Here is a 20,742-nt window from a genome sequence, read left to right on the forward strand (position 1 = left end):
CCCTTACTCATCAAATAACATATTTCTGATTCGCCGAATATAATGAAATGCAATATGACCGAGACATAAAATGAGCCCAATCATCGCAAGAATATAGATGGGCAGCATCAAACCAGGTACATAGTTTATAACAAATCCCAAACTAAACGCTGTCAGCATATATATGCTGATCAACCTCATCAACACCATTCGAAGCCCTCCCCTTCTACAATCACTTTAACATATTTTCCCTTCATTCTCATAATTGGCTTTAAAAAAGATGCGAATCCATTAAGACTCGCATCTTTTTTACGTATTCAATTCACCTTTTTCGCCCGTGCTTCCTTCCACTGCTCAAGCTCCGAGACTGTTAGTAATTGATATCCTTGTTTGGTCAATTCCTTGATGATCGTGACAGCCGCGTTTGCAGAAGTGTCATAGATGTCGTGCATTAAGACGGTTTCTCCGCTAGACGCATGTGTGAGAATGTAGTTGGCGATGTATTGGCTGTTGCGATATTTCCAGTCTTCAGGATCTACATCCCAAAGTGTGACTTTCATGTTGACAGCCGAGTTGATCTGCCCGTTTGTTCCACCATATGGCGGTCTAAAGTGAGTCGGTGTGAACCCGCCTGCTTTTTCAATGATTTGCTGCGTATCTTCTACTTGTTTGATGGCTTGTTTTAATGGCAGTCTTGTGAGTAAAGGGTGGTTATAGGAATGATTTCCGATTTCATTTCCACCTTTTCTTATTTCACCTAGCATATCGGGATAATATTGAACCCTGCTTCCTAATACAAAAAATGTCGCGCGTCCTTTGTTTTCTTTTAAAGCTGTTAAAATTTTTGAAGTCGTTGATGGATTTGGTCCATCATCAAATGTAAGGGCAATGGCTTTTTGATTTGGGTTGAACACTCCCTGTTTTGGCAGTTTTACAATCTTTCTTTTTGCGATCGGTTCTTTTTTCTCGTTTTTGTTCTTTTCTTTATTAATGTATTCTGGCTTTAACATTCCTTTAAGCAGTGTTTTCTTAATCGCAAGCACTTGAGGGCCTTTTTTGTCTGGTGCAATTTGCCCTGCTGGGAAGTAGAATTCAATAAAACGATCTTTGATGGCAAAATACTGATAATGCTCTGCCTTAGGAGACGTTCCTTGTTTGAGCAAATGCTCGTTTGCAGCAAGAGAGCGATCTTTTTTTAACTCCTCAAATGTCATTTGAGACAGTTTTTGCAGACTTTCTTTTTTTGATAAAAATAGATCATCTATTGATAAAAACTGCTGTTTTTTGAAATCGAAATTGAATATCTTCGTTTCATGTGCGCCTTTTACTCCGCCTTTCCATTCATATGTATTGAATTTGATCGCAGCAGTTTGTTTGGCATAATGAGTAATCTCGTAATCTATGTTTAATTCGTATCGATGATCTTCATCGACATCGCTTGCTTCACTAAATGATGTTTTGAATTTGTCCAGCGCTGTTTCTGCAAATCTTTTCATCTCTTGATCTAGCTTTTTTTGATGAAACACAGGATAGTTCACAGCATATCTCAAGTATCTCCCGTCATTCACGAGGGTCACAATTTCAACTTCTTTATAGCTCGCATCTGGTTCTACCTTCTTCTTCTCTGTCCCACTTGCCTGCTGATTATGATAAAACGCAGCGATTCCGATGATCATCGCAAGTCCGCATAGGACGAGACTGACTTTCCATTTAATTGACACAATGATTCTCCTCTCGTGATGCCGTCATGCCTGAATGACGTGTGTTTGTAGGATAGACTTTGCATGCCCCCATTTTAGTTTGCCAATCACACACTTGTCACATTTTCGACACATTTTTTGAGAGGAATAAAAAAAGGACTTGATTTCTCAGTCCTTTGATTACTTTTGCATATATAATTGAAATAATTTCGTTTCTTCATCAATGGAACGCGCTCGATCAAATGCCGCTCTGACTGTCTTTGTATTGTTCATGAGCTCGTACAGCATGGTCAGCACAAAGATAAATGCTGCATTCCCATCGATGTAATCGTCCGGTGCCGTATAAGATGCAGCCCCTGCCTCTAAGAAAGCATCTGCTAGATTTTTCTCTCCTAGTGTGCAGCCTGTAGAGATGACATGAATTCCTTCTAAAAAGGCATACTGCTTGATTTCATCCGCTCCAAAAGCAGTATCTCTAGGCTCCTCATCTTCGTATACATCTTCCCCTAATTCAGGCATGATAAATGCTCCTTCTTCACCGTGAAACGATAAAAGAAGGTAATCTATTTCTCTTCTATTTCTACCAGATAACACATGAATCAGGTCATTCGGTCTTCCAATCCAATGCATATCGACTTTCGCGCCGAAGTTTTCAAGTGCTGCACGCAGTGCAAAAGATTCCAGCTCACTATTGGGTCCTGCTGCTAATGTGATGCGCATGGCCTGTTGATCCACTTCTATCTCCTCCAGATTTTGATAAAAATAAAACCATTTTTTCCTCATCTACATATGTATCAGTCCATTTTAGCGCTTTTTCTTCGACGGCGTACGACTCAAATCCAACAGAGCGATAGAGGCGCTTGGCTGAGTGATTAGTTGTCACCACTGATAAATACATTTGCTCGATATCCCCCTGTTCTCGCGCAAAGGAAAGAGCTTTTGTCATCAAGGCTTGGCCAGCTCCTTCTCCGCGGGCACTAGGTGTTACATACATCGCTGTCAGATTCGCTCGGTGCTTTAACTTCTGCAAGGTTTCTTGGAGGAGCGTGACTGCCCCCACAAGCTGCCCTTGATGAAAAGCACCAAAAGTCCACATAGATTTCGCCGAAGCAAAACGCACTTTATATTTATCCTCTATATTGATTCGCTCTTCCTCATAGCTCATCGCAAAGCCCTCTGGATTTAATTGCAGTGCTTCTAGTCTGAGTGCTGCATATTCTTCAGCATCATCTGGTGTTAACAATCGAATATTCAGAAAATCGCCTCCAAAAGAATGATGGATACTTCTAATTTTATCTTGAAAGGAGATTTTGATCAAAGGATATTGGCCCCTCTGCACATATCTCTTTAACTATATGCAAATTAGACTCGCTTCCCCACCTGTAAAAACAAGGTATTTCCGATCATTTTCACGTGTTTTATTCTAGCAAAAACGATTCTTTTCTCACTTATCTTTTCACTTTATTTATATTAATCTATAACTAATTCATGAAAAATATGAAAAAAAAGGATTGCGATGAACTAAAAGATATCTTAAGATATAATAGTAATAAAAATACAAAAAAGGGATAAATTTGATATGACAGAAACAAAAAATGAAATCAAACTACATGTTCTTTTTGGTGCTTTAGCAGTAGGATTCCTTATGCTAGCTCTTTTTTCCTTCTCGCTACAAATGCTGCCCGTTGCTGATCTAGCAAAAGAATTTGGTATTCCAGGCAGTGTTGCTGCTGTTGTTCTGAACGTGGTTGAAGCGGGCGGGGCTGTTACAACAATTGTCTCCATTTTAACTGCTGTAGGATCAGGTGGTCTTTCTCTCATTGCAGCGGCTGGTAAAGAGACAATTCGCCAGTACCTTAAAAACGAAATTAAGAAAAAAGGCCGTAAAGCTGTTATTGCTTGGTAATTCAATTTTATGACCCAATAGAAGGAGACTTTGTTCTCCTTCTATTTAAATTTTTATGCAGGTGAGAAGATGTTATATCCATTATTATCACTACTTCTATCAATTAGAATGAAACAACAATATTCAAATCTAGCTCAGTTTATAATACGCAGAATTCCATTTTTCAAATCGTTTTCTTCTAAACAATACATATTATTTTCTTGCATCCTTGATATTTTATTCGGATGCCTGATTGTATTCGTTATTTCTTCATATCTTTACTCCCCGGTCTATCAAATAGAATGGGAAAGTGCTTTTGTGATATTTTTGTTCCTTTTCTCTATTGTCAAAGGAATTGAATCTTATAGAAGAACACATATTCTTCCTTTTGAAGAGTTGATACAGCTTGCACCTATTTCCGCGACACACCTTTTTCAAACGCTTTTGTTTTCTGAGTTGGTATGGCTTCTATTTACGAGCTTGAGTACTTATTTGATCTATTTTCTCTTTCAATATTTCATTGCTCAAACACATGACTGGATATTCTGGTTGAAGCATCTCAATGTTATATTGACAGGCTTCTTACTTTTTATGGTCAGCAATAAGATATTTGGTGCTTACATCTATAACATTGTCGTAAAAAAAATTGGGATCATTCGTGTTCTTTTTTTCGCAAGCATCTCTTTACTTTTTTTCTTATTTGGAAGAGTTCTAATATCGAACATTGTTTTCCCTTTTTATTACACTTTCCAACAACTTTTTCAATCAATTTCTTCGCTTGCAGAAGATGCGTTTTGGATTACACTTTCAAACAACTTGATGTCTTTATATCAGAATAATCTTCAACAAATCCATCATGCTTTATTTTCACAGGATTCGGTATTTCTACAATTTCTAGAGCTTTTTACTTCACCCGTCACATTTTTCGTGGTGATATTAGCGGCAACACTCGTCATGAAGACCCCTGTTCGCTGGATTCCGACTGGAAAAGAGCATGATCAAAACTCAAAACATTTTAAAGATTTATTTTATTGGTACTTTCAAGCACTTGATAAAATTCAGGGCTTGCTGTTTCAAAAGAATATGTTGATTCAAAAAGACCTTAAGGTGTTAAAAGAAAAAAGATGGCTGCTGTCTAAAGAGTTTTTTAATTATATGTTCATGTCATATGAAGCCTTCTTCTATGTCGGGGTTATGACCGGCTTGATCTCGCTTATTGATCATCAAGCCTTGCAAATTCAGCTATTATTCACATTAAATGTGATGATTTTAGCTAATCAAACATATGAAATGAGAATGCTGACCCCTTCTATATTTTCTTTGAGTGCTGAAAAAAAGAATATTTGGCTCTATGAGCTTTCTCAAACATCTCTTATGCAGTTTTTCTTATCAAAAATCCAGTTATTTTATTGTTTATTTTCCATACCGTCACTCTTTCTACTGTTCATTAATCTATCAATCATGAGTGTATATCACCTTTTTGATGTTCAGATGCTCATTCAATTGGTAGCATTGGGAATTGGCTTTTTCATTTTTCCATTGATTCAGCTGTATTTGTTTCCATTCACAACGAAATTCAATTTTATTCACGAGCATGAAATAGGGACAACCAATGAAGAAATAGAAGTTATCGATAAAGGACAGGCCTTTGCAAGGAATTTTCTCGTGTTGCCTTTCATGTACTATATGATCTTGACCTCTTTTCTACCTATTTTGCAGCATTCTACAAGTCTCATAAGCGTTCTGTTTGCTTTATATTTTGTAATCGTTTCAGTAATTTGCTGGGTGTTATGCCGAAAGACCATCTATAAAGGGATTGAATATGTTGAAAAAAATAAGATGTTTTATATCGGAGAATAGACTGATTCTACGCCTCGGTTACCTCTACGCTGCTATCTTTATTGCAGCTGTGCTAATCGGAAGCCTTCTTCCTTATGATCAGATTCCTTATCTTAAAAAGGATGAAGAGATGTTTTTTCTATCTATTTTCTTAAACAATTTACAAGTTGGAATGGCAATATTAGGCATCGGAGCTTTTACAGGCGGAATCATGTCTGCAGGCATTCTTTTTTACAACGGCTACATTATCGGCAAACTCGTTCAGTATTTGATTGTCAATCACGAAGCGCAGCAGCTATTCACAGGACTCCTGCCTCATGCTTTTGTAGAAGTTCTTGGATTAATTCTGTTCTCAATCGTCAGCTCTTATCCTTTTATTTATCTTTATCGATTTATAAAAGGAGAAACAATTGAATTAAAAAAACTGATCCTAACTGTTCTTCAACTGATTTTTGCAGCAGCCGTTCTTTTATTCATAGCATCTCTTTTAGAGCAATACGTTAGCCATGTACATCTACCATAGAAGAAAGGAGAATGTGGTTCCATGGAGCTACTTCTACGACCTAAGCAATTTTTCAATCAAAATCAATCGATTAAAACCATTGTAGGCCTCGTCTTACTATCATTATTTGTGTCGACTGTCTTTTTAACATTTTTTATTATTGATTTGTTAGTAGATAAACCTTTATCCACTGGGAAACAACTTGCCAGCATTATTTTTATCTTTTTGCTGACAATCCCGCTTTATTTCATTTTAAATTTTCTCAGTACTGTTCTAACTTCTATTTATATGTATTTTTTTCATAAAGCTTTTATTTTACGCAAAATGTATCTTGTTATTTTGGTTTATAATGCATTTCTTTTATTAGTGAATAGTGCAGCGATCTATTGTGTGATGGTGTTACAATTAGATAACTATTTTCTCTTGATTCAAATAGTTTCCTTCTTATTCAACTTATATCTTTTACGCATCCTTTATGATGGAATTATTTACTATGCTGAAGGATCAAAAAAAGCTGCCTTAGCAACTGTGATCTTGTATATGCTTGTGACGACTGCATTTGTTATTGGAGGATTCATTAATGGCTAAACTTCAAGTGTCTCAGCTATCTTTTCGCTATGAAACAACAGAAGAGACTTCTCCCCTTCTCGATCATGTGTCATTTGATCTGAAAGAAAGTGATCGAGCTTGTATTATTGGAAAGAACGGCAGCGGTAAATCGACACTTTTAAAGATCATCGCAGGTCTGCTTCCTTCAGCATCAGAAACGATTTTACTTAACGAGCAGCATCACCCTGGAATGGCTCAATATAAAAATCTAGTAGCGTACATTCCAGATAAACCTTTAGTTTATGATGCGCTCACTGGTTTCGAGCATATGGAGCTTATCCAGTCTTTATGGAAAATGAAAAAGTCGGAAAAGGTTTTATACAAAGAGACCTTTCTATCGCTTTGTGATGCATTTGATTTAACTCATGCCCTAAAGATGCCTGTCAAACAGTATTCTTTGGGCATGAGATATAAACTTTTTTTAAATTGTATGCTGGCAAGATCTCCAGAGCTGATTATTCTTGATGAGCCTTTTACCTCTCTTGATGAAGCCTCTCAAATACAATCGATTTCTTTATTAAAAAAAGAATTCTCACATCGATGTGTTTTATTTACAAGCCATCAGCGCTACCTTTATTCAGAATTAGGAAATCGTTTCTTTCAGCTGGATCAAGGACAATTAAATGAAATGGAGCATTAGACATACAAAAGGCATCCTTTAAAAGGATGCCCCCTTCATTACCACTTACAGCGCTTCACCGGATGGCAGCAAGGGTTTTTGATATCACTGCCGCAATCGTATTCTTCTACAATACAATCGTTGTGAGTCGATTCAGTGACCGGATAGTAGTTTTCGATTCTTTTGATGTTTTTATTGACGTTTGTGATATGCGTTGGGTGAATTTTTCTGATCGTTTGTTCATTCGTTCTTGTGTTGACAATTTGACGTGTGGGGAAAACAACCGTTTCGTCTCCTCCTTGGTTTCCTCTGCGAGGTCCAAAGAAGAAATCATCTAATCGATTTCGGCTCATCTTAACACCCCTTCAAGTTGTCTTTCACTTACACTCTATCGTATGTCAGAGGCACCTTTCGTGATTAGATGCATGTCTATTTTTTAAAAAATCCACTCTCTATCTAGTTTTGTCTTTCTTTACAAAAGGGCAATTTTAACATATTATACAAATGGTACATTAAGAAGAAAGAACATTCATGAAAACAAAACATCAGCTCTTTTTATTCACTGCATATTTTCCACTCATTATCAAATAAGAGGTGAACGATATGATCAACACGACACAGCCATTCGAACGAAACAAGCTAGACATTGCACTTGAACTAACTCAATTACATCTGAATCAATATCAAACAAACCATCCTGATCAGCTGAGTGAAATCTATGCGAAATATTACGCGCTGCTTGAAGTGCTGGATTTGTCTTCCTATGATCAATTGATTGATTTACTGCCAAATGAGCTCAAACAGACGCTTGAGTAAAAAACCATCTACCCACATGGGATAGATGGTTTTCTTTATTTATACACGTGCTGCCATATCGGTTTCGATTTGCTCTAAGCTTCTTCCCTTTGTCTCGACTAGCACAAATCGGGTGAATAACAGTCCGATTAAGCAGATGACTCCAAATGAGGAGAAAATAACCCCAAAGCTGAATTTGTCTGCCAGGATAGGGAAAACGAGTCCAACTGCTAACGATCCGGTCCAGTTAAAGGCAGAAGAGATACCTGCTCCGATGCCTCTGACAGAAAGCGGGAAGATTTCGCCGATGATGATCCAAGTGATCGGTGCCCACGAGAAGGCATAGCACAAAATAAAGCAGCAAAGTGAAATCAATGTCACCCAGTTTAAAATTCCTTCACTGACGCCAAGTGCACCTAATGCGGCTGGAGCAAAGAAAGAAAGAGCCATGCCCGATCCTCCTACGGTGAGAATCGTTCGGCGGTCGAAGCGGTCAACAAATTGTAAAAAGATCACGGTCGTGACGACAAAAATGACACCGACAATGACTGTAAAACCTGCGGCAACCTGAGGTGCAAGCCCTACATTCCGAGCGATACTCGTTGCATAATAGACAATGGAGTTCGCGCCTTGAATTTGCTGAAGGGTTGCCATTCCAACCCCAATGAAAAGAGCCATTCTGAATTTCTTTTGAAACAATTCACGAATCCCCGAGCGTTCTTCTTTGGCGACTTCTAAAATTTCCTGCATTTCTGATTCGATTTCTTCACGAGAAGAACGCAGTGATCCTAATACTTCCCGTGCTTTATGAGCCATGCCGTGTTTAATCAAATATCTCGGAGATTCAGGAAGCTTCAGCATCCCAATATAAAGCACGATCGCAAATAAAGCGGCACTTCCCAGCATCCAGCGCCAGCTGTCTGGGATGGGCTCAAACACAAACGCAACAATATAGCTGAGCAATAGACCAGTTACAATCATGAGCTGATTGAGCCCAGATAATTTCCCGCGGATTTTAGCAGGAGCGATTTCAGACATGTAAGCCGGAACCAAAGATGAAGCTGTTCCTACTGCTGTCCCTAAAAAGATTCGAGCGATGGTGAGTGAAATCTCTTCTGGTGCGACAGCTGATCCGATCGCCCCGACAAAAAAGATCACGGATGAGACCAAAATGAGTTTTCTGCGGCCAAATTTATCCCCTAAAAGACCGCTTAAGATGGAGCCAATGATGGCCCCGCCCATTAATGAAGAGACAACGATTCCAAGCCATAATGGGCTGAGCTGAAATTCTTCCTGAATATGTCCTTCCGCCCCTGCAATAATACCAATATCATATCCAAATAAGATGCCTGCAAAGGACCCGAAAAAGAAGATAAATTTGCTTGACACTTTTTTCTCCAAGTGGATGACCCCCTCACTTAATTAACCGCTTTCATTTCAGCCGGTGCTTCTACTGTAACCAGTAGAAGACCTTTCCCCATTCTATAAAACCACATATTCTGCATCGACAAGCTTTGCAAAATGAACAATTTGATCCACCGTTAAATTGAGAGACACGACTGTATGGTGGCCTCCGCCTTCTTTAATCCATGCTTTGACGCCATCCTGAAAATTCGGTTTGATTTTCCACAATACACGCGCAACTGGTAAATGAGGTGCTGCTTCCTCTGGCTCAAAGGCTTCGACTTCTTGTATGAGCCATTTGAAATGTGTTCCAAAATCCGCAATGGAGACAACGACACCATCGCCTGCTTTTCCATCAAACACAAGACGTGCTGGATCTTCCCGGTTTCCGATACCAAGTGGAGACACGACAATGACAGGTTTTGTATGAGCGAGCGCTGGATCAACTTCCAGCATATGAGATTGCAGCACTGCTTCCTCTCCAGACGTCATTTCATACGTGTAGTCCTCCATAAATCCAGTGGATTGATGATGGCTCATCACCTTTAATAAGCGGTCCAGTGCGGCCGTTTTCCAATCACCTTCCCCAGCAAAGCCGTATCCCTTTGCCATCAGCCGCTGTACCGCAAGTCCAGGCAGCTGCTTCATCCCATGTAAGTCTTCAAAGTTTGTTGTAAAGGCACGATAGCCGCCTTCATCTAAGAAACGTTTGATGGCGACCTCATATCGCGCCTGCACCTTGACACTTTTTTCCCACTCTTCAACTGAATACGTTCCATAATTCACATCATATTGCGTTAAATACTCAGCAAATAATGCATCTACCTCTTCGTCTTCTACTGCATTTACATATTCGACGAGATCGCCTATTCCAAAGTAGTCAACGGTCCATCCTAATTGAATCTGTGCTTCGATTTTATCGCCTTCTGTCACAGCCACATGCCGCATGTTGTCACCAAACCGGGCTACTTTGATGTGAAAGCTCTCATGATAGGCAGCCGCAACGTCCATCCAATCAGCAATTTGCTGCTGCACTTCCGGCTTTGACCAATGACCGGTCACAATTTGGTTTTGTTTATTTAAACGTGCATTGATATAACCATATTCTCTGTCTCCATGTGCGGATTGATGGAGATTCATATAGTCCATGTCGATCGTGTCCCACGGAATCTTTTCATAATATTGTGTGACAAGGTGCAAAAGAGGCTTTTGTAAAAGACTGGTGCCGCGTATCCACATTTTTGCTGGAGAAAATGTATGCATCCACGTCATCACGCCGACAACTTCATCGCGATAATTGACCTCTTTCATGAGCTTTGTGATTTGATCGGCGCTGACAGCCAGGTTTTGCAAGATCACGGGATAAGGAAGTAAACCGCTCTCATTTAAAGCATCCGTCATCTTTTGTGCATCTGCTTTTACTTTTTGCAGTGCTTCATCACCATATAAATGCTGTGACCCAACGATAAACCAAAACTCTTTTTTCTGACTTGTTAACATAGATATCCCTCTTTTCTTTATGTTGAAGGTTTTTGTCCGTAATACGCATGCTTTCCATGTTTTCTTAAGTAATGTTTATCTAAAATTCGCTGCGGCAATGGCTCCGCAAATTCGTTCAATTGCTTGGCAAAAAGATTCATTTTGGCGACTTCATCTAAAATCACACTGTTTGTGACCGCACTTTTTGCATCTTTCCCCCACGTAAATGGACCATGCCCTTGAAGCAATACACCCGGCACCGCCATCACATCTAGGTTTCTTTTCTCAAACGTTTCGATGATCAGCTTGCCCGTTTCTACCTCATAACCCCGATTGACTTCTTCTTCTGTTAGAAATCGAGCGCACGGAACGGCGCCGTAAAATGTATCGGCATGTGTTGTGCCCATTGCTGGTAAATCAAGTCCTGCCTGCGCCCAAACGGTAGCCCACATGGAATGGCTATGTGAAATACCACCAATTTCCTCAAAGTGTTTATAAAGAACTGCATGTGTAGCTGTATCTGACGAAGGACTGAATTCCCCTTCCACCACTTCACCATCAAAGTTCACCACGACCATATCTTTTGCTGATAGCTGGTCATACGCTATGCCGCTCGGCTTAATCACAAACAAACCACTGTCACGATCACATGCACTGACATTACCCCATGTAAATTTCACAAGTCCGTATTTTGGCAAATCTAAATTTGCTTGATACACTTCTTCTTTTAAGCGATCTAGCATACCGTCGTCACTCCTTTCGTTGGCATGAGATGTGCTACCGCCGCTTCTTCAATCGCAAGCCCATTTTGATAGCGCTTTAAAAATTCGTTAAAACCTTTGACATCGAGTGGATCGGGCTCCATGAGCTCTTCTGATGTATGGGCAAATACGCGATGGGTGAGAAATTCAGCCAATGTTTGCTGCTGATGATGGACCATATATGAAGCAAGGACAGCCATCCCAAACGCACCGCCTTCTCCCGCTGTTGAAACAACTGATACAGGTGTATTCAGCGCTGCGGCAACCATTTTTTGTCCAACGAGCGGTGTTTTAAATAATCCCCCATGCCCTAGTAATCGGTCAATCACTACATGTTCCTGTTCCTTTAATCGGTCCATGCCTATTTTCATAGCACCAAAAGCAGAGAACAAATGGGTGCGCATGAAATTAGCAAGGTTAAAGCGGCTTTCAGGAGACCTGACAAAAAGAGGTCTTCCTTCTGGCAGTCTCGTAATATTTTCACCAGAGTAATAGCCATAGCTTAAGAGTCCGCCGCCATCTCGATCTGCTTCTAAAGCTTGCTGCAATAAGGATTCGTATAACCTTTCTGACTCCACTTGCAGGCCAAGTGCTTCAAATGCCTCTCTGAATATATTCATCCAAGCGTTTAGGTCACTTGTACAGTTATTCGCATGAACCATGGCAACTGGCAGTCCATCCGGCGTCGTAACCATATCCACTTCTGGATACACACCTTTTAGATCCTGCTCCAGCACAATCATGGCAAAAACCGACGTCCCAACAGAAATATTTCCGGTCCGTCTTTCTACACTGTTTGTCGCCACCATGCCCGTTCCAGCGTCACCTTCCGGCGGGCAAAATGGAATGCCTGGCTGCAAATGTTTTCCTTGATCCAAAATGGCTGCCCCTGCTGCCGTTAACACGCCAGCCTCTTCGCCTGCTAAATAGACACGCGGCAGAAGGTGGCGAAGCTTCCACGGATAGCCTTTTTCTGCAATCAATGCTTCAAATTGCTGGAGCATTTCTTCATTGTAGTCCTTCGTTTGTTCATCAATCGGAAACATCCCTGACGCATCGCCAATACCAATGGCCTGCTTTCCGGTTAACAGCCAGTGAATATATCCTGACAAAGTGGTCATATATTCTAATCGGGATAGATGTTTTTCATCTTCTAATACCGCCTGATACAAATGGGCAATGCTCCATCTTTCTGGAATATGAAATTGAAATACGTCTGTCAGCTTTTGACTCGCCTCGATGGTCGCTCCGTTCCGCCATGTTCGGAACGGAACGAGAACCTCTCCTGTATGATCACATGCCACATAGCCATGCATCATCGCTGATACCCCGATTGAGCCAATGGTTTGAATGGTCACACCATACTTTTGCTCGGCCTGTTCTTTCATCTCTCGATACGCCACTTGCAGACCTGTAATGATATCAATTAAGTTGTACGTCCATATTCCATCCTGGAGAAAACTTTCCCATTCATATGCACCTTGTGCAATTGGCTGAAATTCCTCATCTATTAAAATTGCTTTAATTCGTGTTGAACCAAATTCAATGCCTAAAGATGTCCGTCCTTCTTTCAAGGCTTTGGCCGTCTCTTTGTGATCCACTCTGCGTTCACCCCCATTTTTGATAGCGGTTTCAATTTTCTTTTTCTAGATTCATTGATTCTCTGGTACAATCACAATATAATATTTGTACGTACATATGTCAATAATAAATATAGTTGTACATACATAATGCGACAAAAACTTTCATTTTTTCTGAAGGGGTCATAACAGAAAAGAGAAGCGCCTGTTTTTGATCCGACAACCATGTTAAAATATGTCCATACAATTTCTTCTCAATCCGAGTAGATGATCAACTGAGAAAGAAGTGAAACGATGAAAAAGAAGTACCAGATCATTATTGATGATATAAAAAGCAAAATACTCACAGGGGATTATCGGATCGGGGAGCGTATTCCAACCGAATCAAGCCTGCAAGACATGTATCAAGTAAGCAGACATACAGTTCGAAAAGCCATTTTGGAATTGTCCAGCGAAGGATTTTTGCGCAGCGAAAAAGGCTCAGGCACATTTGTGACCAATCAATATCAAACAAAACCTGCGGGACATGCACATATGAAAACGATTGGCGTCATTACAACATACATATCCGATTACATTTTTCCTTCTATCATTCGAGGCATTGAAAGCCGTTTAAACGAAGAGAACTATTCCTTGTTACTGGCAAGTACAAATAACGATGTTGAGCAGGAGAAAAAAGCGCTGGAAATGATGCTGTCCTTTGGGGTGGACGGACTTATTGTCGAGCCGACGAAAAGCAATTTATATAATCCAAACATTTCGTACTACTTATCCTTTAAAGAACAGGATGTACCGCTCATTATGATCAATGCCTATTATGAGCAGCTAGAAGTTCCTTTTCTCTGTTTGGATGATGTAAAATCCAGCTATTTAGCCACAAAAGAGCTGATCACCTCAGGCCATCAACAAATTGGACTTATTTCAAAAACAGATGATTTACAAGGAAAATATCGGATGAAGGGCTATATTCAAGCGCTAGGTGAAGCTAAGCTTAATTTCCTGCCTGAGCATGTGCTTTTTTTCGATACAGAATCGAAGCAGCATTTAGGGGAGCAAATTAACACATTTCTGATGGCGCACCAGCATGAGCTGACTGCCCTTGTTTGCTATAACGATGAGGTGGGTTTAGAAGTAGTCAATGTATGCAGCGAAATCGGGCTGTCCATTCCAGATGATCTCTCGATTATTGGACAGGATAATTCGTATATCGCTCAGAAAAATGCCCATGTGAAGCTGACAACACTGACCCATCCTCAGGAGCAAATGGGCCGTGATGCAGCAGACTGGATGATTAAAAAAGTACAAGGAAAAAAGAATCTCCCTGATCAAACGTTTTACGAGCCTGAATTGGTTCCAGGTGAAACGATCAAACGAATAAAATGAGCCCCTACTCCAAGTGGCTCATTTTATTTTAGAATTCCAGCATAAGGCGTGAATAGGTCGGATTCCTGAAGTGAAAGACATGTGTTTCCCCTCATCCTTAAACAATAAAAAATCCCCATCTTATAAAAAGATAGGGAACATATCTATTACGCCTCTTCTTTAGGGGAAGGTACCGCACATACACCATCTGCACATGCCGCTTCAAACGCATTGTCAGCAGCTTTCTCTGCCTGAGCTGCTTCCTCTTTCCAAGCTGTTTTAAGTGCACCCAGGAACGTATCGGCTGGCTGCGCACCTGCAACTGAATACTTGTCATTGATCAAGAAAAACGGAACAGCATTGATCCCAAGCTGTCTCGCTTCTTGTTCATCTTTTCGGACATGATCGGCAAATGCTTCGCTGCCCAAAACTTGCTGTACTTCCTTCTCATCAAGACCTGCTTTTTCTGCAATTTGTAAAAGGGTTTGACGATCACCAACATGCTTTCCATCTGTAAAATATGCTTGAAACAGCTCTCCCATAACGAAATCGCCTTTCCCCATTTGACCAGCATATTGCGCCAATCGATGGGCATCAAAGGTGTTGGTCAACACGAGCGGATCAAATTGAAAATCGATCCCTTTCTCTTTGCCGGCCTGCTTCACCTGCTCATTCATCGCCATGGCCTGGCTGCGGCTCATGCCATATTTTTTGACGAGCATATCATGAACGTCATGATCGACATCAACAGGTGCGTGGGGATCAAGCTCAAAGCTTTTAAACTCTATCTCTACCTGATCCTTCTCTGGGAATTGTTCTAGCGCTGTTTCCAGCTGTTTTTTTCCTATATAACAAAAAGGACAGGCGATATCTGACCAAATTTGTACTTTCATGTTCATCTTCCTTCCGTGCTGCACTTTTTCTTTAACGATGTAACAATTATAGTTACATCAAATAGATGATGTCAAGATTCTGTTCTTGATAAATGAAAAAACCTTTCCTTTTATGAAAGGAAAGGCTTTGAAAATATCTACTCTAAATTTGCATGGTGACCGTACATTGTATGTGTGTCGAGCTCTTTTATTTCCATTAACCTTAAAATGACCGCATCGTATGTCAGAAGAAGCGACTGCTCAAATAGTGAGCCCATTGGCTGAATGGTATGATGGTTTCCATCCTGTTGATCCTTCGGTGCACCTGACAATAAGATGACTTCATCCGATAGATCAGCTAAAGGTGACTCAGCAGAAAGCGTGAACGCTGCCACTTTTCCGCCAATTGCTTTTGCCTTTTTTGCAAGGACAAGCAAAGACTCTGTACGGCCAGATCCGCTCCCGACAATCAAAAGATCCTCTTCTGTAAAGGAAGGCGTATTCGTTTCACCAATCACATAAGCCTTGACGCCAATATGCGTAAGTCTCATCGCAAACGATTTTCCCATCAAGCCAGACCTGCCCGCACCTGCCACAAAGACTTTTTGTGATGATAAAATACTTGTAACCAGGTGCTCTGCTTGTTCATCTTGAATGGCTGACAAATGCTCAGAAAGTTCATTTAAAATGACTTTCACATAGTCGCTGGTCTTCATGATTGTGCGATCAGCTGCTTCATTTGTGCCGCTACTTCTGCTTTATTGTCCTGACTTGCGATACCGCCGCCGACAATGATTAAATCAGGGTTTAATTTCACGACTTCAGGTAACGTATCGAGCTTAATTCCTCCTGCAACCGCTGTTTTTGCCTGTTTGACAACTTGTTTAATCGTCATAAGATCAGCAAATGAGTTTTGACCAACCGCTTGCAGATCATAGCCTGTATGCACACAAATATAATCGACTCCAAGCGCATCGAGCTCTTTTGCACGAGCTTCAATATCTTTGATACCAATCATATCAACTAAAATTTGTTTTCCTCTTGCTTTCGCTTCTTTCACCGCTCCTTGAATGGACATATCTTCTGCCGCTGCAAGAATGGTGACGATGTCTGCTCCTGCTTCAGATGCTTGCTGCACTTCATAACCGGCAGCATCCATAATTTTCAGATCAGCGAGTACACGTAAATTCGGAAAAGCCTGCTTGACTTCTTTTACAGCACGAAGCCCTTCGTTAATCACAACAGGTGTCCCAATTTCGACCACATCAATGGATGCTTCTACTTCTTTGATCAGCTCAATCGCCTCTGGTATATTCACTAAATCTAATGCTAATTGTAATTTCATCAACTTTCACTCCCGTTTATCATCTCATCTTCAAGAGCTCCGCGGATGATGCGTCTTGAACGATGAAATGAGTATAACAACAGGAATGACGTAATCCAAGTACGCACTTTTTTTTTACATACTATACTTTTCCGCATATGGTTACAAAAAAGATACTGTCTTTTGGCCAGTATCTCAGTGTGAATGAAAAGAAGACAAAGGGCTAAAATAAGTAATTTTAGCCTCTACAATCGGTGATATGACTATTTATCGTCCTTTAAAAAATTGCTGTCGAGATACTGTTTTCCCCAATCATACATCGCCTCTAAAATCGGCATTAAGCTTTCTCCTAATTCTGTGAGAGAATACTCAACCTTTGGCGGGACGACAGGATAAACCTCCCGATGAACAATGTGATCTTCCTCTAATTCTCTTAGCTGATTGACAAGCATTCTTTGCGTAATCCCAGGCATTAACGACTTTAACTCACCAAAACGTTTTGTTCCTTCTCTGCCAAGGTGCCATAAAATCAGCATTTTCCACTTACCGCCGATAATATTCAGCGTCAGCTCTTTTTCGCAATTGAACACTTTATTTTCCATTCGTGATGACAACAACATACACTCCTTTAATTTCAAACCACTTTATCATTATACTGCGGCAAAAAGAATTGCCCGAGCATACGGTCTTTATTATTGATTTTGTTTTTTGACAAAAGCCATCACAGCCTCTGTCATTTTTTGTGCTTCTTTTGGCGCTCTGTCTGATCCAAACCATTTGTTCAGGTCACTGTGGCTTAGCGTATGAACACGAAAAACAAATCGAGAGCCTTTGTCATGATTCAGTTTTTCAGCAAATCGGTAAACCTCAGGATTTTCCCAGCCCGTCACCAAATAGACAGGCGGTAAATTCTTTTGATTCATATAAGTGACAGGTGATGCCTTTGTCCAGTTCTCCTTTTGTTTGCCAAAGACTTTTTTGTACGATGGGATAGCTTGTATAAATTGATTGAGGTTTAACGGCCCATCTAAAATCACGATGGAATTGATCGCTTTTGGCGACAGCCCCACACGTTTTAAGTAGGTCGAATCTGTGGCAACCAGCGCCGTCAAATGACCGCCCGCTGAGTGACCCATGACATTGATTTTTGATGAATCAATTTGATATTCATCCGCATGATCCTTCACCCATTTAATGGCGTTTGCTGTATCATCTGCCATCTGCTCGTAATTAGCATCAGGATGAAGCCTGTAATTCATCGAAACAAACACATACCCTTGACCTGTAAAATAATCAGCCTTTGAAGCGACTCTATTCTTATCGCCGCCTGTCCAGCCTCCGCCATGGAGATAGATCATCACAGGATGCTTCTTCTTTTTGTTTTCATCTTTGCCCTTCGGCATAGACATATCGAGTGTTTGCTGTTTATTTTGTGTGTCTGCATAATGGATATTGGTTGTCGGCTTAGGCTGGTTGAAACGGAACACAAAGAATGCGCATACCAATAAACCAGCGATGACCGCCGCAAATAAGAGCCATTTCATGATTCGATTCAATGTCATTGCACCTTTCTGTGTTGGGATGGGGAAGCATGTTTAGCAGATATGTAGAGAAACTAGCACGATTCATTTGATACTAGATTCGTATGTGATGTGCAAGAGCAAAACAAGTGGTCAAGTCGTAATATTTATTATACTCCTTAAAGTGGTGAAATTCATTGATTTGCTCTAGAGGGTTGACATCGAAAACAGGAATTAGATTCTGGATTTTTCATCTAAAAACCAATGTCATAGCTTATCCTCCAAGAGGTTATTGTATAAGTGCAATGATTCGTTTTCTTGTTTCTTCATGGTACTGGATATAGGAATGTAATAAAGGATACGATTCAAGGACGTGTTGAAATGATTTGATTTGAGGGTATTGCTCTTCAAATGACTGACGCAGCACGTTTAACTGTTTTTTTGGTATTCGTTTATGATCGATCACATAACTTAAGCTGCCTGTCACAAGAGTGAAAAATTCATAAAAATCAGCGGACCACATACCAGTTTCCTCCTCAAAAGATAGGATCTCTTCAGGGGAATCTGAATAAAAACAATATTGATAGCGCTGCTTCAAATCATTGATTAACTCTTGTTTATCTTGGCTGATGTTCATGGATCTTTACACCTTTCTCTCAATGCTTTTAAGATAATCAGTCTTTCAATTTTTTTTATAAAGTATGAATATCGTTTGTTTACATTCAAATGTATTGTTGATTCCAGTTCTTTTTTAATTTATATTAATTAATTACCTTCTCTCTAAAACAGAATGACGAAAAATCAACTTTTTCTTATATTTTCTCCAATATTTGAGCGAATTATAGAATTTATATTTGATAATTTCCTCCATTAACATACCTTTAAAATATAAAGAAAAAATGCTTTCAATAGTGTATTTGCTACATCTACCATCAGGTTAAAAAATTTAGTCATTTTTGGATCAGTAACCTCTAAGACCATAAAGAGACATGCTCAGTAACCTCCTAGAATTACATTCATCATTGGTTATCATTTATTTCTTTAATTGCTTAACTAAAAATGTGCCTTATATTGAATATCATAATATAAGGCACATTTCCAATAATACTTATTTGTATTTTTCACAATTACACCCTGAATTTTCCCCTCGACTTCTACACGGTTTTTCCTATAATCGTATACTTGTATAAACTGTTTTATGTGCACGTTTGAAAAGTGCCACTTCATTATCCGTTAGCCACTTAAGCTCTCGCATATGATACGAAATTTCTTCTAAGTAGGTATCGGTTTCAGCAATTAATTTTTTATCTAAGATATTTCTTTTATTGTCTTCAACTACAAGATAAAGAGTAAACTGCTTTAAATCTAATTCAATAAGTGGGTAAGCTTTCTTTTTTTTATCGGGACTCAGTTTTGTTTTTCCTTTAATTTCCGCTTTATATTCCTTCTCTTTCATTTTCTTAAATGTAGCTTTGACTAGCTGACTATCCCATTTTTTTAATTCACACAGATATAGCAACGATTTTTCCAAAGTATCAGCTAAGATTTTTTTCTTATTGGTTGCATTTTCAAATTCACTATAACTGAAGGGTACTTCCAGCTTCGTACGTATTTTTTAAAAATAAGATGTCAGGTTCATCTTTTGAAGTACTAATTAATTTGTAGTCTTTAAAAGATCCACAAATCAAAACAATAGCCTCACAATCTTTCGTTTGAAATTTCTTTTCTAATTCGTAAAAAAACATTTCAGTCATACAAAGGGATTGGCTAGCTAAAATTCCACGATCATCATCTGACATTAATTGTATATTTTCCAAATACACTTCTTAAAATCCACCTTTCTAGAATCACTATCTCCACCACATTCAAACTAAGGAACCTTCATTTCTATTTAGAGGAAATTATTCCTTTTAAAGATTTTTCTAATAAATCATGTGGTATATGGTCTTGACTAATAAAGTGAAATATTGCTATTCCATTTTCCAATGAAAGAATTGTCCATGCCATTTCCTCAGATGAAAGAGTAGATGTAAGGTTCTCTTTATTTATTAACTTCTCAATGGATTGAGAGATTTGTTTTACCGATTGTAAGATCATATTTGACCACTGACGCCTTGCTTCCTCATTTCTCATTGAATACAAAAGAAATTCCATATTTAGCAGGCTCCACGTCCGATTTTCTTCACGTCTTTGAATAGACTGTTGATTCATTTTTTCAGGAAAGTGCAAAAGAGAAGGCTGTTCTGTTAATAAAGCATTGATTTTTTCTACATGTAATTGCATTTGTTGTTCCAATAGAGCCAAAAAGATCTCTTCCTTTGAATGAAAATGCGCATAAAAGGCCCCTTTGCTAAATCCCGCATATTCTGCCAATTTATCAATGGAGACCCCATGAAAACCATACTTGGCGAAATTCTCAACTGCAGAATTTATGAGTAATTTCCGTGTTTCATCTTTCCTTTCACTTTGCGTTTTCCTTTGTCTAATCATTCCTTAACCTCCTTATATTGAC

General features: G+C 39.5%; 25 protein-coding genes. 7 read left to right on the forward strand and 18 right to left on the reverse strand.

Annotated features, from left to right (window positions below; all coding sequences use genetic code 11):
- Nucleotides 1–3: 3 nt before the first annotated feature.
- The 4 genes from NSU11_RS12005 to NSU11_RS12020 form a co-directional block, all read right to left on the reverse strand.
- On the reverse strand, nt 4–189 hold the full coding sequence (locus tag NSU11_RS12005; protein ID WP_198456870.1) for a hypothetical protein: 186 nt from the start codon (nt 187–189) through the stop codon (nt 4–6).
- Between the two features lie 107 nt (nt 190–296).
- Nucleotides 297–1,700, reverse strand: a complete 1,404-nt coding sequence (locus tag NSU11_RS12010; RefSeq protein WP_341082276.1) for a polysaccharide deacetylase family protein — start codon at nt 1,698–1,700, stop codon at nt 297–299.
- 159 nt (nt 1,701–1,859) lie between these two features.
- Nucleotides 1,860–2,414 (reverse strand): delta-aminolevulinic acid dehydratase, encoded by a 555-nt coding sequence (locus tag NSU11_RS12015; protein WP_342493591.1) that lies wholly within the window; start codon nt 2,412–2,414, stop codon nt 1,860–1,862.
- Nucleotides 2,368–2,922: a GNAT family N-acetyltransferase gene (locus NSU11_RS12020; protein ID WP_342493907.1), complete on the reverse strand. Its 555-nt coding sequence runs from the start codon at nt 2,920–2,922 to the stop codon at nt 2,368–2,370. The genes NSU11_RS12015 and NSU11_RS12020 overlap by 47 nt, the downstream gene beginning before the upstream one ends.
- Nucleotides 2,923–3,258: 336 nt before the next feature.
- Here NSU11_RS12020 and NSU11_RS12025 point away from each other — a divergent pair, with 336 nt between their 5' ends.
- The 5 genes from NSU11_RS12025 to NSU11_RS12045 all read left to right on the forward strand — a co-directional run bounded on the left by NSU11_RS12025 (nt 3,259) and on the right by NSU11_RS12045 (nt 7,154).
- Entirely contained in the window at nt 3,259–3,585 is a 327-nt protein-coding gene (locus tag NSU11_RS12025) for an uberolysin/carnocyclin family circular bacteriocin (protein WP_024423066.1), read from the forward strand.
- Nucleotides 3,586–4,518: 933 nt separating this feature from the next.
- A complete protein-coding gene (locus tag NSU11_RS12030; protein WP_249365980.1) occupies nt 4,519–5,424 on the forward strand; it encodes a hypothetical protein in 906 nt (301 codons plus the stop codon).
- Entirely contained in the window at nt 5,387–5,926 is a 540-nt protein-coding gene (locus tag NSU11_RS12035; RefSeq protein ID WP_249365979.1) for a stage II sporulation protein M, read from the forward strand. The genes NSU11_RS12030 and NSU11_RS12035 overlap by 38 nt, the downstream gene beginning before the upstream one ends.
- Nucleotides 5,927–5,947: 21 nt before the next feature.
- Nucleotides 5,948–6,493, forward strand: coding sequence for a hypothetical protein (locus NSU11_RS12040; protein ID WP_044332175.1), 546 nt, complete (start codon nt 5,948–5,950; stop codon nt 6,491–6,493).
- On the forward strand, nt 6,486–7,154 hold the full coding sequence (locus NSU11_RS12045) for an ABC transporter ATP-binding protein (protein ID WP_024427923.1): 669 nt from the start codon (nt 6,486–6,488) through the stop codon (nt 7,152–7,154). The genes NSU11_RS12040 and NSU11_RS12045 overlap by 8 nt, the downstream gene beginning before the upstream one ends.
- A gap of 38 nt (nt 7,155–7,192) precedes the next feature.
- Here the strand turns inward: NSU11_RS12045 and NSU11_RS12050 are convergent, their stop codons facing one another.
- Nucleotides 7,193–7,486: a CotD family spore coat protein gene (locus tag NSU11_RS12050; RefSeq protein WP_341082278.1), complete on the reverse strand. Its 294-nt coding sequence runs from the start codon at nt 7,484–7,486 to the stop codon at nt 7,193–7,195.
- A 250-nt stretch (nt 7,487–7,736) separates the two neighbouring features.
- Here NSU11_RS12050 and NSU11_RS12055 point away from each other — a divergent pair, with 250 nt between their 5' ends.
- Entirely contained in the window at nt 7,737–7,949 is a 213-nt protein-coding gene (locus NSU11_RS12055; protein ID WP_024427922.1) for a hypothetical protein, read from the forward strand.
- Between the two features lie 39 nt (nt 7,950–7,988).
- Here NSU11_RS12055 and NSU11_RS12060 read toward each other — a convergent pair whose 3' ends face one another.
- The 4 genes from NSU11_RS12060 to NSU11_RS12075 form a co-directional block, all read right to left on the reverse strand.
- A complete protein-coding gene (locus tag NSU11_RS12060) occupies nt 7,989–9,329 on the reverse strand; it encodes a sugar porter family MFS transporter (RefSeq protein ID WP_047201943.1) in 1,341 nt (446 codons plus the stop codon).
- 81 nt (nt 9,330–9,410) lie between these two features.
- On the reverse strand, nt 9,411–10,832 hold the full coding sequence (gene araA / locus NSU11_RS12065; RefSeq protein ID WP_342493592.1) for an L-arabinose isomerase: 1,422 nt from the start codon (nt 10,830–10,832) through the stop codon (nt 9,411–9,413).
- A gap of 17 nt (nt 10,833–10,849) precedes the next feature.
- A complete protein-coding gene (locus NSU11_RS12070; protein ID WP_025092857.1) occupies nt 10,850–11,554 on the reverse strand; it encodes an L-ribulose-5-phosphate 4-epimerase in 705 nt (234 codons plus the stop codon).
- Nucleotides 11,548–13,173 carry an FGGY-family carbohydrate kinase gene (locus NSU11_RS12075; RefSeq protein WP_342493593.1) on the reverse strand — a complete coding sequence of 542 codons (1,626 nt, stop codon included), beginning with the start codon at nt 13,171–13,173 and terminating at the stop codon, nt 11,548–11,550. Before NSU11_RS12075 ends, NSU11_RS12070 begins: the two co-directional genes overlap by 7 nt.
- A gap of 273 nt (nt 13,174–13,446) precedes the next feature.
- Here NSU11_RS12075 and NSU11_RS12080 point away from each other — a divergent pair, with 273 nt between their 5' ends.
- Nucleotides 13,447–14,535 carry a GntR family transcriptional regulator gene (locus tag NSU11_RS12080; protein WP_133744228.1) on the forward strand — a complete coding sequence of 363 codons (1,089 nt, stop codon included), beginning with the start codon at nt 13,447–13,449 and terminating at the stop codon, nt 14,533–14,535.
- 146 nt (nt 14,536–14,681) lie between these two features.
- On the opposite strand, the gene NSU11_RS12085 is transcribed toward NSU11_RS12080, so the two are convergent.
- The 9 genes from NSU11_RS12085 to NSU11_RS12125 all read right to left on the reverse strand — a co-directional run bounded on the left by NSU11_RS12085 (nt 14,682) and on the right by NSU11_RS12125 (nt 20,720).
- Nucleotides 14,682–15,407: a DsbA family oxidoreductase gene (locus NSU11_RS12085; RefSeq protein ID WP_133744229.1), complete on the reverse strand. Its 726-nt coding sequence runs from the start codon at nt 15,405–15,407 to the stop codon at nt 14,682–14,684.
- Nucleotides 15,408–15,544: 137 nt separating this feature from the next.
- Nucleotides 15,545–16,102, reverse strand: a complete 558-nt coding sequence (gene hxlB / locus NSU11_RS12090) for a 6-phospho-3-hexuloisomerase (protein WP_234107243.1) — start codon at nt 16,100–16,102, stop codon at nt 15,545–15,547.
- A complete protein-coding gene (gene hxlA / locus NSU11_RS12095; protein WP_234107244.1) occupies nt 16,099–16,731 on the reverse strand; it encodes a 3-hexulose-6-phosphate synthase in 633 nt (210 codons plus the stop codon). The genes hxlB and hxlA overlap by 4 nt, the downstream gene beginning before the upstream one ends.
- Before the next feature lie 242 nt (nt 16,732–16,973).
- Complete coding sequence (locus NSU11_RS12100) at nt 16,974–17,330, reverse strand: winged helix-turn-helix transcriptional regulator (RefSeq protein ID WP_029708013.1); 357 nt, start codon at nt 17,328–17,330, stop codon at nt 16,974–16,976.
- A 72-nt stretch (nt 17,331–17,402) separates the two neighbouring features.
- Nucleotides 17,403–18,272, reverse strand: coding sequence for an alpha/beta hydrolase (locus NSU11_RS12105; RefSeq protein ID WP_197172654.1), 870 nt, complete (start codon nt 18,270–18,272; stop codon nt 17,403–17,405).
- Between the two features lie 247 nt (nt 18,273–18,519).
- Nucleotides 18,520–18,867, reverse strand: coding sequence for a YxiJ family protein (locus tag NSU11_RS12110; protein ID WP_149126454.1), 348 nt, complete (start codon nt 18,865–18,867; stop codon nt 18,520–18,522).
- A 531-nt stretch (nt 18,868–19,398) separates the two neighbouring features.
- Entirely contained in the window at nt 19,399–19,761 is a 363-nt protein-coding gene (locus NSU11_RS12115) for a hypothetical protein (RefSeq protein ID WP_232624188.1), read from the reverse strand.
- A gap of 46 nt (nt 19,762–19,807) precedes the next feature.
- Entirely contained in the window at nt 19,808–20,053 is a 246-nt protein-coding gene (locus NSU11_RS12120; protein ID WP_232624187.1) for a hypothetical protein, read from the reverse strand.
- Nucleotides 20,054–20,117: 64 nt separating this feature from the next.
- Complete coding sequence (locus NSU11_RS12125; RefSeq protein WP_149126453.1) at nt 20,118–20,720, reverse strand: TetR/AcrR family transcriptional regulator; 603 nt, start codon at nt 20,718–20,720, stop codon at nt 20,118–20,120.
- Nucleotides 20,721–20,742: the final 22 nt, after the last annotated feature.

Source organism: Bacillus sp. FSL R5-0712, assembly GCF_038593285.1.
Classification (GTDB): Bacteria; Bacillota; Bacilli; order Bacillales; family Bacillaceae; genus Bacillus; species Bacillus safensis.

Bases quoted from the DNA above. Each gene is read 5' to 3' on its own strand.
- NSU11_RS12025 (WP_024423066.1), top strand. From the start codon at position 3,259: ATGACAGAAACAAAAAATGAAATCAAACTACATGTTCTTTTTGGTGCT.
- NSU11_RS12055 (WP_024427922.1), top strand. From the start codon at position 7,737: ATGATCAACACGACACAGCCATTCGAACGAAACAAGCTAGACATTGCA.
- hxlA (WP_234107244.1), bottom strand. From the start codon at position 16,731: ATGAAATTACAATTAGCATTAGATTTAGTGAATATACCAGAGGCGATT.
- NSU11_RS12035 (WP_249365979.1), top strand. From the start codon at position 5,387: ATGTTGAAAAAAATAAGATGTTTTATATCGGAGAATAGACTGATTCTA.
- NSU11_RS12030 (WP_249365980.1), top strand. From the start codon at position 4,519: ATGAAGACCCCTGTTCGCTGGATTCCGACTGGAAAAGAGCATGATCAA.
- NSU11_RS12100 (WP_029708013.1), bottom strand. From the start codon at position 17,330: ATGTTGTTGTCATCACGAATGGAAAATAAAGTGTTCAATTGCGAAAAA.
- NSU11_RS12080 (WP_133744228.1), top strand. From the start codon at position 13,447: ATGAAAAAGAAGTACCAGATCATTATTGATGATATAAAAAGCAAAATA.
- NSU11_RS12085 (WP_133744229.1), bottom strand. From the start codon at position 15,407: ATGAAAGTACAAATTTGGTCAGATATCGCCTGTCCTTTTTGTTATATA.
- NSU11_RS12105 (WP_197172654.1), bottom strand. From the start codon at position 18,272: ATGACATTGAATCGAATCATGAAATGGCTCTTATTTGCGGCGGTCATC.
- NSU11_RS12070 (WP_025092857.1), bottom strand. From the start codon at position 11,554: ATGCTAGATCGCTTAAAAGAAGAAGTGTATCAAGCAAATTTAGATTTG.
- hxlB (WP_234107243.1), bottom strand. From the start codon at position 16,102: ATGAAGACCAGCGACTATGTGAAAGTCATTTTAAATGAACTTTCTGAG.
- NSU11_RS12125 (WP_149126453.1), bottom strand. From the start codon at position 20,720: ATGATTAGACAAAGGAAAACGCAAAGTGAAAGGAAAGATGAAACACGG.
- NSU11_RS12040 (WP_044332175.1), top strand. From the start codon at position 5,948: ATGGAGCTACTTCTACGACCTAAGCAATTTTTCAATCAAAATCAATCG.
- NSU11_RS12110 (WP_149126454.1), bottom strand. From the start codon at position 18,867: ATGAACATCAGCCAAGATAAACAAGAGTTAATCAATGATTTGAAGCAG.
- NSU11_RS12005 (WP_198456870.1), bottom strand. From the start codon at position 189: ATGGTGTTGATGAGGTTGATCAGCATATATATGCTGACAGCGTTTAGT.
- NSU11_RS12050 (WP_341082278.1), bottom strand. From the start codon at position 7,486: ATGAGCCGAAATCGATTAGATGATTTCTTCTTTGGACCTCGCAGAGGA.
- NSU11_RS12045 (WP_024427923.1), top strand. From the start codon at position 6,486: ATGGCTAAACTTCAAGTGTCTCAGCTATCTTTTCGCTATGAAACAACA.
- araA (WP_342493592.1), bottom strand. From the start codon at position 10,832: ATGTTAACAAGTCAGAAAAAAGAGTTTTGGTTTATCGTTGGGTCACAG.